13 protein-coding genes and 1 tRNA gene are annotated in these 13,170 nt (G+C 37.8%); 10 read left to right on the forward strand and 4 right to left on the reverse strand.

Annotated features, from left to right (window positions below; all coding sequences use genetic code 11):
• Nucleotides 1–128: 128 nt before the first annotated feature.
• A tRNA-Thr gene (locus KEM10_RS22080) sits at nt 129–205 on the reverse strand.
• 310 nt (nt 206–515) lie between these two features.
• Here KEM10_RS22080 and KEM10_RS22090 point away from each other — a divergent pair.
• The 3 genes from KEM10_RS22090 to KEM10_RS22100 are packed head-to-tail and all read left to right on the forward strand — an operon-like array spanning nt 516 to nt 2,733.
• A complete protein-coding gene (locus KEM10_RS22090; protein WP_212219928.1) occupies nt 516–1,055 on the forward strand; it encodes a DUF4199 domain-containing protein in 540 nt (179 codons plus the stop codon).
• A 5-nt stretch (nt 1,056–1,060) separates the two neighbouring features.
• Nucleotides 1,061–2,011, forward strand: a complete 951-nt coding sequence (locus KEM10_RS22095; RefSeq protein ID WP_212219931.1) for a glycosyltransferase family 2 protein — start codon at nt 1,061–1,063, stop codon at nt 2,009–2,011.
• Complete coding sequence (locus tag KEM10_RS22100) at nt 2,011–2,733, forward strand: class I SAM-dependent methyltransferase (RefSeq protein ID WP_212219934.1); 723 nt, start codon at nt 2,011–2,013, stop codon at nt 2,731–2,733. Before KEM10_RS22095 ends, KEM10_RS22100 begins: the two co-directional genes overlap by 1 nt.
• On the opposite strand, the gene KEM10_RS22105 is transcribed toward KEM10_RS22100, so the two are convergent.
• The 3 genes from KEM10_RS22105 to KEM10_RS22115 all read right to left on the reverse strand — a co-directional run bounded on the left by KEM10_RS22105 (nt 2,728) and on the right by KEM10_RS22115 (nt 4,707).
• A complete protein-coding gene (locus KEM10_RS22105) occupies nt 2,728–3,174 on the reverse strand; it encodes an NUDIX hydrolase (protein ID WP_212219937.1) in 447 nt (148 codons plus the stop codon). The genes KEM10_RS22100 and KEM10_RS22105 overlap by 6 nt on opposite strands.
• A 72-nt stretch (nt 3,175–3,246) precedes the next feature.
• Nucleotides 3,247–4,152, reverse strand: coding sequence for a tRNA (adenosine(37)-N6)-dimethylallyltransferase MiaA (gene miaA, locus KEM10_RS22110; protein WP_212219940.1), 906 nt, complete (start codon nt 4,150–4,152; stop codon nt 3,247–3,249).
• Between the two features lie 15 nt (nt 4,153–4,167).
• Nucleotides 4,168–4,707, reverse strand: a complete 540-nt coding sequence (locus tag KEM10_RS22115; protein ID WP_212219944.1) for an IS1096 element passenger TnpR family protein — start codon at nt 4,705–4,707, stop codon at nt 4,168–4,170.
• Between the two features lie 233 nt (nt 4,708–4,940).
• Here KEM10_RS22115 and KEM10_RS22120 point away from each other — a divergent pair, with 233 nt between their 5' ends.
• The 7 genes from KEM10_RS22120 to KEM10_RS22150 all read left to right on the forward strand — a co-directional run bounded on the left by KEM10_RS22120 (nt 4,941) and on the right by KEM10_RS22150 (nt 13,168).
• Nucleotides 4,941–5,384, forward strand: coding sequence for a c-type cytochrome (locus KEM10_RS22120; RefSeq protein ID WP_212219947.1), 444 nt, complete (start codon nt 4,941–4,943; stop codon nt 5,382–5,384).
• A 55-nt stretch (nt 5,385–5,439) separates the two neighbouring features.
• Nucleotides 5,440–6,681 carry a PLP-dependent transferase gene (locus KEM10_RS22125; protein WP_212219950.1) on the forward strand — a complete coding sequence of 414 codons (1,242 nt, stop codon included), beginning with the start codon at nt 5,440–5,442 and terminating at the stop codon, nt 6,679–6,681.
• A complete protein-coding gene (locus tag KEM10_RS22130) occupies nt 6,671–7,831 on the forward strand; it encodes a BamA/TamA family outer membrane protein (protein ID WP_212219953.1) in 1,161 nt (386 codons plus the stop codon). Before KEM10_RS22125 ends, KEM10_RS22130 begins: the two co-directional genes overlap by 11 nt.
• Before the next feature lie 205 nt (nt 7,832–8,036).
• Complete coding sequence (locus tag KEM10_RS22135) at nt 8,037–8,456, forward strand: RrF2 family transcriptional regulator (RefSeq protein ID WP_212219956.1); 420 nt, start codon at nt 8,037–8,039, stop codon at nt 8,454–8,456.
• Nucleotides 8,457–8,483: 27 nt separating this feature from the next.
• Entirely contained in the window at nt 8,484–9,407 is a 924-nt protein-coding gene (gene cysK, locus KEM10_RS22140) for a cysteine synthase A (RefSeq protein WP_212219958.1), read from the forward strand.
• 242 nt (nt 9,408–9,649) lie between these two features.
• On the forward strand, nt 9,650–11,425 hold the full coding sequence (locus KEM10_RS22145; RefSeq protein WP_212219960.1) for an assimilatory sulfite reductase (NADPH) flavoprotein subunit: 1,776 nt from the start codon (nt 9,650–9,652) through the stop codon (nt 11,423–11,425).
• A gap of 27 nt (nt 11,426–11,452) precedes the next feature.
• Nucleotides 11,453–13,168, forward strand: coding sequence for an NADPH-dependent assimilatory sulfite reductase hemoprotein subunit (locus KEM10_RS22150; RefSeq protein ID WP_212219962.1), 1,716 nt, complete (start codon nt 11,453–11,455; stop codon nt 13,166–13,168).
• Nucleotides 13,169–13,170: the final 2 nt, after the last annotated feature.

Consider the following 13,170-nt stretch of genomic DNA (forward strand, 5'->3'; position numbering starts at 1 on the left):
GGGAGAGCAGGATTCGAACCTACGAAGACATAAGTCAGCGGAGTTACAGTCCGCCCCAGTTGGCCACTTTGGTATCTCCCCAATTGCATTCAATATTTTAAAATTTTCCAATAACCCTTTGGTTAATTTGGAGCCGCTGGAGGGACTCGAACCCCCGACCTGCTGATTACAAATCAGCTGCTCTAGCCAGCTGAGCTACAGCGGCAGGGTGGGTAAGCTACCCACATCGCACTGCTACAACCGTCTACCCTTGCTGCCGTCAAGCCCTGGGGGAATTCAACAGGAGCTAGTCGTATGAGACTTACCCGTGTTTGTGATTGCGGATGCAAAAGTAAAACAAAACTCTTTTCGTGCAAACATTATGGGCTACTTTTTTTTGAACTTTTATGTAATATGGTGAAAATGAAAAACAAAATTTTTCATCTTTTTTATTCTTGCCTGAATGTTGACGTATTTTAAGCACTCTTTCGAAGGTATTTTGTATTTTAGTTGAAATTTAATTTAAAACCCGAATTATGGAACAAACAAATGCATCTTGGTCAAAAACGGCCTTGACCTATGGAATTTATTTAGGATTGATCTCAATTCTCTACTCAGTGATTTTGTACGTTGCTGGACAAATAGGGAATCAGGCATTGGGATATGTTAGCTATATTTTTATAATTGGTATTATTATATGGGCGATGATTACCTATAGAGATAAGTTAAATGGAGGATATATGAGCTATGGTACCGGTGTGGGATTAGGATTTATGACTGCATTAGTTGGGGGTATTTTAGGTTCCATTTTTGCCTATGTATTATTTGCCATCATTGATCCGTCATTACCAGAACAATTATTAGGTAAGGCTTTAGAAGAGGCTATTGCTAAAAATCCGGAAGTCGAACAGAATCTGGATATGGTAGAAGGAATGATGAGAAAGATGATGAGTCCAACGGCAATTGCGATAATGGGTGTTGTTAGTTCAGCTATTGGCGGCATCATTATTTCTCTTATCTTAGCTGCCATCTTCAAAAAAGACAAACCAATGTTTGAAGAAGCACAGGCTGAATAAAGAATATGGAATTATCGATATTAGTACCATTATATAACGAGGAAGAATCGTTAAAAGAATTATTAAGCTGGATCCGGCGGGTAGTTGACCCGTTGGATCTTTCTTATGAAGTATTGTTTGTTGACGACGGAAGTTCTGATACCTCCTGGAAGGTAGTGGAAGAGTTAAAACAAGGCAATTCAATGGTGCAAGGCATTCGGTTTAGACGAAATTATGGCAAGTCGGCTGCTTTATATTGTGGTTTTGAAGCAGCAAAAGGAGATGTTGTAATTACCATGGATGCCGACCTTCAGGATAGTCCTGATGAAATACCTGGCCTGATTAAAATGATTAAAGAGGAGGGGTTTGATTTGGTAAGTGGATGGAAAAAGAAACGCTTCGATCCAATTGGCAAGACACTTCCTAGTAAATTGTTTAATCGAACAGTTAGAATGGTGTCAGGCATCAAACTACATGATTTTAATTGTGGCTTAAAAGCCTATCGTAACGAGGTTATTAAAAATATAGAGGTGTATGGCGAAATGCATCGTTACATCCCTTTAATAGCCAAACAAGCTGGTTTTCCAAAAATAGGTGAAAAGATTGTGCAACATCAGGAGCGTAAATACGGTGTTTCTAAATTTGGTATTGAACGCACGATAAAGGGCTTTCTCGATTTAATGTCAGTTACCTTTATTTCTAAATTTGGAAAGCGTCCCATGCATCTTTTTGGTGCTTTAGGAACCTTAATGTTTGTGGTTGGTTTTGGATCGGCTTTATGGTTAGGTGTTCATAAAATATGGTGTGTTTATAATAATATTTCAGCTGCATTAGTAACTGATAGTCCTTATTTTTATATTGCATTAACATCAATGTTATTAGGTACGCAATTGTTTTTGGCCGGTTTCTTGGGTGAATTGGTTTCCCGAAACGGTTCGGAACGTAATAAATACCATATTTCAGAAAAAATAGAGTAATGGAATTTTATAGCAATATTGCAGAAGCATATGATGAGCTGTTTCCTTTCAATGAGAAGCAGCTTTTGTTTGTTGAAAAAGCTTTAGGCGGTCAGTTGGCTCAGAAATCGATATTAGATATGGGGTGTGGTACGGGATCGCTAGCTATTGCAATGGCACGCAGAAGTGCAAAAGTAAGAGCTTTTGATTTCGATGAGAAGATGATTGAAAAGGCTGAGGAAAAACGACCACAGGCTTTGGATTTAAAGTTTCAGCAAGGAGATATTAACTTAATATCAGATGATTATTCTGCAATTCAATTCGATAGTATATTGTGCTTGGGTAATACTTTGGTTCATTTGGATGAGCAAGCCGATGTATTAAAATTATTCTGGAATATTAAGAAACAATTAAATCCGGGTGGGAAATTTATTTTTCAGATTGTGAATTACGATCGGATAGTAAAGGATCAGATCGATCATTTACCAACTATCGAATCCGGAGATTATACTTTTAAGCGTGATTATTTTCATCGCAGAGATGGGAAAATAGGCTTTGTTACTTCTCTTATGTATAAAGGGAATGTAGTTTCTGATAATGAAGTTTTTCTGCAGCCGCTGTTAAAAGAATGGTTGGAACAACCTTTGACAGAATTATTCTCGAAGGTCGATTTTTTTGGCGGTTTTGATCGTTCAGAGTGGAAACCAGATTCTTTTCATCTGGTTGTGGAAGCTACCTTATAGCTCTTTTAGCATTTCAGCTACTTTTTTGTCAATAGGAAAGCTAAGGTCATTGGGCACTAAGTCTTTTATTTGAATCCATCTGAAGCTTTGTTCTCCTTCAATAGGATTAATGTCAAAGGCTTTGTTGGTAGTTTTTATTTTCTTCCACTCCGGAGTTTTTACCAGATAATAGATGCTGATTAATTGAGTATCTTCAAAAAAACGAGCTTTCTGAAGGTAGTCGGTGGTGTAGAAATGATTGATGATTTCGATTTCTAAATTGAGCTCTTCTTTAAATTCTCTTTTGAGGCAATCAACTGTTCCTTCACCATATTCTAATCCGCCGCCAGGAAATTTGCACATAAACATGTCCAACCTGTATTCATCAGTCAATAGTACTTCGTAATTTGGATTGATGAGAATGCCATAAACACGCAAGTTGAATGGGCGGTGATAAGTCATAAATGAATTTAAAAAAACACCGGGCCTTAAATGTAAACCGCGAGCAAGGCTATGCGAAAGTGGCCCGGTGGGTTAAACAAAAATTTGTTGTTCAACAAATGTAATCATTTCATCTGCATCTTTGGGATTAAACCAATGCATTTCTTTATCACGCCTGAACCACGAAAGTTGTCTTTTTGCATATCGTCTAGAGTTACGTTTGATAAGTTCAATGGCTGTTGTTGCGTCGTATTCGCCATCCCAATGTGCAAATATTTCTTTGTACCCAACTGTATTTAGAGCGTTTATTTCTTTTAGATGATAGAATTGTTTTGCTTCTTCAAAAAGGCCATCTTTTACCATTTGATCAACACGCAGGTTAATTCGATTGTAGAGTTCCTCACGATCCATGTCCAGTCCCAGTTTTATGATATTAAACGGACGTTGTCGGTTTGTGTTTGTGCGCAATGAACTATAAGGTTTTCCTGTCATCAGGCATACTTCAACCGCATGCATTACTCTTTTGTGGTTTTTTAGGTCAACCTGATTATAAAACTCTGGATCAAGTATTTTTAGCTGGCGTCGAATAGCGTCTAATCCGTCCTTCTCGTAAATATCCATTACCTCCTGGCGAAGATCAGGATCGATAGTAGGAAGGTCGTCGATACCTTTGGTAACAGCATCCACATACATCATAGAACCTCCGGTTAAAACTATTGCATCATGTTTTTTAAATAGTTCGTCGCTCAGTTTTAGGACGTCTTGCTCGAACTGCCATGCATTGTAATAATCGTTTACCGAATGGGTAGCCACCATATGGTGAGGGATAATTGCTAACTGCTCTTGAGTAGGAGCGGCAGTGCCAATTTTAAGTTCTTTGTATATCTGCCTGCTGTCGGCCGAAATAATTTCAGTATCGAAATGTTTAGCAATTTTTAAACTAGTATCTGTTTTACCAATTCCGGTAGGGCCAACTAATACTACCAGGTGTTTTGTCATTATCTTAATCAGTTATTAGTAAAAATCAGAACCTTCGTTTTCTAAATCAATATCATCTAAAGAAGAGAAATCTAATGAATCTAAAGAACCATCAAATTCATCTTCGTGATAATTCATATGTTCTTCTGATGGTTTTTCAGATAAATCAACCATTTGAATTTGATCTGGGTTTTCGCCATCGTTTCGGTAGCACATAGGTTTATCAAGATTACCATCAGCAGTTTTTATTACTTCCATAAAAAATGCTCTTTCTGAGAAGAAATCGAAAACGTATAGCATTCGTTGTCCTATTTCATATAGGTATTCGGTAAGAACAGTGTCTTGCATAGTTCGTAAGTTGGCAGCTTCAAAATCTGCCATATCAAATAAGGTAATCTCGGTTTCCTTATTCCAATCTTTATCAGTAGTAAAAAACGATGCCATTTGCGAAGCGTCGTATTTTAATAACTCCTGAATAAAACTATGAAGATCAGCAAATGAGAGTTTGTCATCAACAGCAATCTCCTTCACAAAATCATCTTTCTCGTCCGATAATAATCTAAGGTAAATTATCATATATCCTCAGTTTTTTAGTTGCGTGCTTGTTGTCTGACCTGCAAAAGTACTAAAAAGTATGGTTTTACTCTTGCTTTTTATGATTCTATAACGGAATCAATAACGTTTAAGTATTGAGTTGGTTTCAAAATTTTGAAATTAAAACATTTTTTAAGTTTCGATGGAACGTTTTTAAGGTTTTGTTGTTGTGATTTGTAATAGTATAATCGATTTTTTAATTCTAAAACACAGATATGAATCAAAAGTGGATGTTAAAATTGTTGCCTGCTGCTTTTATGTTGATATTTATTGCTTGTGGACCTGGTAAGGCAAAGCAATCCAGTCAGGATATGATGATGGATGATATTGCTGAGTTGAAGCAGAGCGATGGAGGTGAATTGGCATATAAAAAACATTGTATGGTTTGTCACCAGCGCGATGCGGGAGGAATTCCCAAGATGTATCCACCGTTGTCCAATAATGAAGTTGTTTCGGGAGATAAAGAGAAGTTGATAGATATTGTACTTAATGGTATGTCGGGCGAGATTGAGGTAAATGGAGAAAAGTATAATGGGGTAATGGCAAGTTATCGTAATTTGTCGGACCAGGAGATTGCAAGTGTTTTAAACTATCTGCGTTCAAACTTTGGCAATGATGGAGAAAAGATATCGACTACTGATGTCAAAGATTTGCGTTAGCTTTGCAAAATATCAATAATGTGTACTTTTACTACATTAAAATTTGGTTTCACAAATGAAGAAAGGTCAAAAAGGGTTTGTTACCCGCTCATTACATACTCCTTATCCTAAAAAAGATGCTTATAATTCGTTGCATATGCCGGTTTACGATGGTGTTGCATTTGAATTTGATAGTGCTGAAAAGATTGAAGAAGTGTTTTCTGGTAAGGTATTTGAGCATGCTTATTCGCGAACATCCAATCCAACAGTTGAATATTTTGAGCATAAAATAAAAGCAGTTACCGGAGGGTATGCTGCCGTAGCTTTGGCATCGGGAATGGCAGCTATATCAAATGTACTAATCAGTCTGGTTGAGAATGGAGGTAATGTGGTTGCATCTAATCATTTGTTTGGCCATTCGTATGCGCTGCTAAAGGAAACTTTACCATCTCTTGGAATTGAAGTGCGATTTGCTGATATGACCGATTGTGGTGCAGTTGAGAAAGTGACCGATGATAAAACCCGCGTCTACTTTTTTGAAACTATCACCAATCCTCAGCTTGAAATTGTGGATATTGCAAAGCTATCATTGATTGCCAGGAAGAATAATGTTGTTGTGGTAACCGATAGTACTATTACTCCTCCATATGTATTTGATTCAAAACAATGGGGAGTTGATGTGGAAGTGATGTCAACCACTAAATTTATTTCAGGAGGAGCTGCTGCCTTTGGGGGTGTAGTGGTTGATAATGGAACTTTCGATTGGTCTAAGTTACCGGCTTTGCAAAGCTGGTCATCCAAATTTGACAAAAATGCTCTGGTTGTTCGAATTCGAAAAGAAATATTCAGGCATTTGGGAGCAACTATGACGGCACATACAGCACATTTTATGAACCTGGGACTGGATATAATGTCTTTGCGTGTTGATAGGTGTGTGGAAAATTGTAAAGCCTTAGCTGAATATTTTCAAAATCATCCAAAAGTAAAATCGTTCAGCTATCCGGGTGTTTTGTCTCATGAGAATTTTGAGTTGGCAGAGAAACTATTTTCCGGTAAGCCTGGAGCTGTCATGACAATTGATTTGGAATCGAAAGAGGCATGTTTTCAATTTTATAATCGGTTGAATTTGATAAGAAGGGCAACAAATCTTAATGATAATAAAACTCTGGCCATTCATCCGGCTTCTACTATTTATGCCGAATTTTCTGATGAAGAAAAAGAAGAGATGGGAGTGCGTTCAACCATGATTCGTTTGTCAGTGGGAATAGAAGATGTGGCTGATTTAATTGAGGATTTAAACCAGGCTCTTGACTTTTAAAATTTTAAATACCCGCCAGATATTAATTGTTGTTGGTCTGTTTTTATTCTTAACAAAAGCAGAGTCGCAGGAGGATACTTTAAAAGTAAATTTACTAGAAAGGGGTGTAGGTCTGGCAGAAGATGTTTTGGATATGGTGACCTGGGAAAAAGGACATCATGTTATATCGGTTTATCCGGCTGTAGGATATTCTCCTCGTACCGGTATTGAAATGGGGGTAATGCCGGTTTGGCGTATAGGTTCTCATGATAAGACACTTAATCGCCCTACTACATTGGCTTCGTCATTTCAGGTTTCGACAAAAGGAATGTATGAAGCGAAGTTGGATCTGGTTTCGTATTGGCGAAATAACTGGACATTATGGTCTAAGCTTCAATATCTGTTTTTACCTGATGAGTTTTATGGTATAGGGAATGGTCAAAAATCTAAGCCTTACTCACAATATGACTTAAACTCTTTTGTTTTCTCTTCCGACCTGGCCAAAGGATTAAATGAAAATTGGTTTGTGGGCATTCGTCTCGATATTAATAGGAATAAACACAATAATGTAGAAGGTGATTTGTTGAGTGATGATGTGGTGGGTGTTTCTGGTGGATGGGCTAATGGTTTGGGGCCAGTCTTAATGTTTGATGTTCGCAATGATGTGTTATATCCTTCGAAAGGATGGTTGATTATTGCGTCTTCGTTATTTTATAAAAGTTACCTGGGAAGTGAATACGATTTTAACCTAAATTCTATTGATATCAGAAAGTATTTGTCTGTTGTGGATGATAAAAGTGTGTTGGCTTTTCAAGGTGTATTTAATGCTTCATCGGGTGATGTGCCTTTTTATAAGATGCCTTCTGTAGGAGGTAAAAGTAATTTACGAGGTATTCCTCATCCATATAAATACATCGATAAAAATAGTTGGTTTACTCAGGTTGAGTGGCGTCAGAAAGTGTGGTGGCGTATAGGTGCAGCTGCTTTTGGTGGTGCAGGCCGTGTAATGCCGAGTTTAAATTCATCCTGGTTTAGTAATCTGCATGCAGTTGCAGGTGTTGGATTGCGTTTTCAAGCCTTGCCCCAAGATGGCTTGAACTTCAGAATTGATTATGGTTTCTCCAATCATAATGAAAAGGCTTTATTTTTTACTATTCGTGAAGCATTTTGATCTATTGCTTAATTTTAGCTTAAAATTACAATATCTATTAAAAAGATATGAATAATATTGTGAGTTTAAAAACCTTTAAATATTCAATAAATCAGATGTATATGATATTTCATATTAATTAAGTATAATTTAATAGCTAATAAATCCTTGTAAATTATAATACTTTCCTAGATATTTGCCTGTACAAATAGTAAATCAATAGGATATGTTTCCAAAGAAGGTATATTACGGATTAAGATTTGTTTTGGCTTTGGCTATTCTGCCTGAAGGTAAATTAAGAGGAGTGGCTGAGATTGCTGAAAACGAAGACTTGCCATTGAAATTCCTTGAGGCTATTGCAGTTACACTTCGTAAAAAAGGTGTGGTTGATGTTAAGAGAGGAGCTGGTGGTGGTTACTTTTTAGCAAAACCTCTGAACGAAATAACATTGTATGATTTAATGATTGTATTAGATGATAAAATGGAAAAGCCTATTGAAAAGGAAGGAAATAATGCGAATAAGGCAGCCGGAATATTTTTACAGGAAGTAAGAGATGATTATGATCAGTTACTAATGAAGTATACACTTGATAAATTAAAAGTGCATTACACAGAAGAAAACGATCACATCATGTATTATATATAAAAGTGATAACCATAAAAAAATAAATAGATGACAAAGATTGCTAAAGACGTTACCGCATTGATTGGTAACACACCATTGGTAAAAGTTAATAAGCTGGCAGAAGGATCTGTAGCAGAAGTTGTAGCTAAATTAGAGTTTTTTAATCCAGCCAGTTCAGTAAAAGATAGAATTGCATTTGCAATGATAAATGATGCCGAACAAAGTGGTAAAATTGATAAAGACACTGTGTTGGTAGAGCCAACCAGTGGAAATACAGGTGTAGGTTTGGCTTTTGTAGCTGCTGTGAAAGGGTATCGTTTGATTTTAACCATGCCGGAAAGCATGAGTATTGAACGTAGAAAATTGTTGAAGAAGTTTGGAGCTGAGTTAGTTTTGACACCAGCCGATAAAGGAATGAAAGGTGCCATTGCAAAAGCCAACGAGTTGGCAGAAGAATTGCCAAAAGCATTTATTCCTCAGCAGTTTAATAATCCGGCTAATCCAGCCATACATAAATGCACCACTGCAGAAGAGATATGGAATGATACGGATGGAGACATTGATATTTTTGTATCGGGTATTGGTACCGGAGGAACAATAACTGGTGTAGGAGAAGTTCTTAAAGAGAAAAAGCCAGATGTGAAAATTATTGCTGTTGAACCGGAGGCTTCACCAGTATTGTCAGGCGGAAATCCTGGTCCTCATAAAATTCAAGGTATTGGAGCTGGTTTTGTGCCGGGAGTGCTAAATACCGAAGTGTATGATGAGGTGGTAAAAGTATCAAACGAAAATGCTGTAGAAACCGCTCATAAGGCAGCTGTTAGTGATGGTATTTTGTGTGGTTATTCTTCAGGTGCCGCTCTTTGGGCTGCTATTGAAGTAGCTAAACGACCTGAGAATAAAGGTAAACGAGTAGTGGTTATTTTACCTGATACAGGTGAACGCTACTTAAGTACTTTTAATATCGATTAAATAAAACATATAGTTGGGGGACATCTTAACCACATTTATCGATGTCCTCCAATGTTAAGCAAATACATTAACCGTATACCAATCATGAACTTTCCGATTAACCCTCAATTAATTTTAGTTAAACGAATGCCCTGTTGGGCTTATCATTTCTAGGCAAACAGTCCCGTTTGCAAATTATTTCTTAGTGCTTTTTTGAATTGACGAGAGATCGTCCTGGAATCGTATTATCTAAATTTTAGAAAATGTCAAATGTATCTGATAATACTGTTTTACCTGTTGAATTACTTGGTAAGGCAGATGAATTAATAAAAGGTTTATCGAAAAATCAACTGGTATGGTTGGGTGGATATCTGTCCGGATTAGGCTTACAAGATGGTCATTCTGAAACAGCTCCCATAGAAGTTGAAGAACAACAATCTGCTCAAACAAATCTAACTATACTTGTAGGTTCGCACTCTGGTAATTCCAAAATAGTAGCCAATAGTATTGTGGAGCAGGCTGCAGCTAACAATGTTAAAGCCAAAGTGGTTGATATGGCTGATTATAAAGTAAAGCAGCTTAAGGAAGAATCAAACATTTTGGTGATTGTTTCAACGCATGGCGAGGGAGAACCACCTGTTGCTGCCGAGGATTTACATAGGTTGATCGATACCAAAAGAGCAGGAGATTTGTCGGGAGTTAGTTTTGCTGTAATTGCCATGGGAGATAGTAGCTATAAGTATTTCTGTCAGACGGGCATTGATTTTCACGAGCGATTGCAAAAGCGAGGGGCACAATCTTTAGCTGAACCCATTTTATTGGATGTCGATTTTCAAGATCATTTAGACGATGTGGTTAGTAACTCGCTAAGTTTATTTGGTAGTAAGGTAGCCTCGGCGTCACCTGCAAAAAGTAGTGATGCTAAAATCAAAGTGCATACAAATTCTATTTATCAGGCCGAGGTATTGGAAAAAGTAAAGCTAAACGGAAAGGGTTCCAATAAAGAAACCTACCATGTTGAGTTATCGTTGGAAGATTCCGGTTTGGAATATCAACCAGGTGATTCGTTGGAAGTGTATGCAGTGAATGACTCTAAATTGGTAAAAGAGGTAATTGCCAAATTAGGTTTAGATGAAAATCAGCTCGTTCAGGTTAATAAAGAAGAGTTGACTTTGATTGAAGCCTTACAGTATCATCGCGAAATTACTGTAGTTACCTTACCAGTTGTGAAAAAATTATCGGCCTATGTGGGAGAATCTGATTTAAATACTTTGCTTGATAATATTGATGAGTTGGATGCTTATTTGGATGGCAGAGATTTGTTAGACTTGTTATACGATTTTCAGTTGGAACTAAATGCCCAACAATTAGTTGATGCACTTCGTCCGTTAGTTCCCAGAGCTTACTCTATTTCCTCATCTCAAGCTGAAGTTGGTGAAGAAGTACATTTGACTGTAGGAGCTGTGCGTTACGAAAAAAACGATCGTTTACACGAGGGAGCTTGTTCTGTGTTTCTAGCGGATAGAATTGAAGTAGAAGAAAAAGTGGGAGTGCGGGTAAAGCAAAATGATGGTTTTAAATTACCAGCAGAGGATAAACCAATAATAATGATCGGTCCGGGAACTGGTATTGCACCTTTCCGTTCTTTTATTCAGGAAAGAGCAGAGCAGGACGCTTCCGGTAAGAACTGGTTGTTTTTTGGCGATCAGCATTTCGAGACAGATTTCTTATACCAGGCTGAGTGGTTAAAATATCGTTCGTCGGGTGTGCTTAATCAGATAGATGTTGCTTTTTCTCGCGATCAGGAAGAAAAGGTTTATGTACAACATCGTTTACTTCAAAAAGCGAGAGAAATATACCAATGGATACAAGATGGTGCTTATATCTATGTGTGTGGAGATCAGAATAGCATGGCCAAGGATGTACGGGCTGCCTTCATCCAAATATTGCAATCAGAAGGAGGACTAACCCCTGAAGAGGCAGAAGAACAGTTGCTTGCTTTTCGTAAGGAGAACCGTTATCAGGAGGATGTATATTAGAATTAGAACAGCATTAAAACAATCATCATGACGAAAATAAAAGATATACCACAGCTACAGGAATGGAAGCCATCAGAGGTGGAAATTATTAAGACCAATAGTAATTATCTGCGCGGAACGCTAATTGAAGGATTGGAAGACGTGATTACCGGAGCTATTTCAGCCGATGATACTCAGTTAATTAAGTTTCATGGTAGTTATCAGCAAACCGACCGTGATTTAGATGATGAGCGAAAGCAGCAAAAGCTGGAACCTTTGTACAGTTTTATGATTCGGGCTCGTGTTCCGGCAGGTGTTTCAACATCAGAACAATGGATAGCTTTGGATGATTTATCTGATAAATATGGTAATAGTACCATGAAATTGACAACACGTCAGGCTTTTCAGTTGCACGGTATTATAAAACGTAATCTGCGTCAAACTATGCAGGGAATTAACGATTCGTTGCTGGATAGTATAGCAGCTTGTGGAGATGTTAATCGCAATGTGATGAGTACTTCCAACGAAGGCTTATCTCCAGTGGTGGGAGAACTGGCTGATTTTGCTAAAGCCATCAGCGATCATCTGTTACCCAAAACAACTGCCTATCATGAGATTTGGTTAAATAAACAGCTGCTAACAAAAGAACAAAAGGATGAAGAGCCCATCTATGGTAAAACTTATCTGCCACGTAAGTTTAAGATTGCTATAGCAGTTCCACCTTATAATGATACCGATGTTTTTGCCAATGATATTGGTTTGATAGCCATTGTTAAAGATGATGTGTTGTTAGGTTACAATGTGGCTGTAGGTGGTGGAATGGGAAAAACCTATGGAATGGAAGAAACCTATCCTCGTCTGGCTGATGTTATTGGCTTTGTTTCGAAAGATAAAGCCTTGACTGTTATTGAAGAGATTGTGAAGGTTCAGCGCGATTTTGGAAATCGTGAAAACAGAAAGCTGGCACGTTTGAAATATACGATCGATCGAATTGGAGTGGATGCTTTTGTAAGTGTTCTGGAACAACGATTAGGATTTGAGCTTGATGCATCAAAACCATACGAATTTAAGAGTAATGGCGATGTGTTGGGATGGAAAAAAGCAACCAATGGTAAGTGGTTTTTGAGTTTATATGTTGAGCATGGACGAATTAAAGATACTGAATCGTACAAGCTGAAAGAAGGTTTGAAAAAAGTAGCAGAGTTGCATGCCTGTGATTTTCGATTGACCGGAAACCAGGGCTTGGTGCTTGGTAATATCTCAGAGAAGGATAAAAAGCGAGTTCAGAAAGTGCTGGATGAATACGGTATTGGTGACGGATCGCAATTTACCGGACTACGAAAGCATGCAATAGCTTGTGTGGCGCTAAACACATGTACCATGGCTTTTGCTGAAGCTGAACGTTATTTACCTCAGTTAATTGATAAGCTGGATGATATACTGGAGAAATATGGGTTGAGTAATGATGATATCCTTATCCGCATGACGGGTTGTCCCAACGGATGTGGTCGTCCGTTCCTGGGAGAGATTGGTCTGGTAGGACGTTCATTGGGGAAATATAATCTGTATCTGGGAGCCGGATTCTCTGGCAATCGCTTGAATACGCTTTACAAAGAAATGGTAGACGAAAAGCAAATCCTGGATCTTTTGGAACCATTGTTTAAACAGTATTCCGAAGAAAGAAACAAGGATGAGAAGTTCGGAGATTTTGTGATTCGAAAAGGAATTATTAGTCCCGCTAAGGAGATAAGTGTTGTTAAATAAGT

It is taken from the genome of Carboxylicivirga linearis, assembly GCF_018271995.1.
Lineage (GTDB): Bacteria > Bacteroidota > Bacteroidia > Bacteroidales > Marinilabiliaceae > Carboxylicivirga > Carboxylicivirga linearis.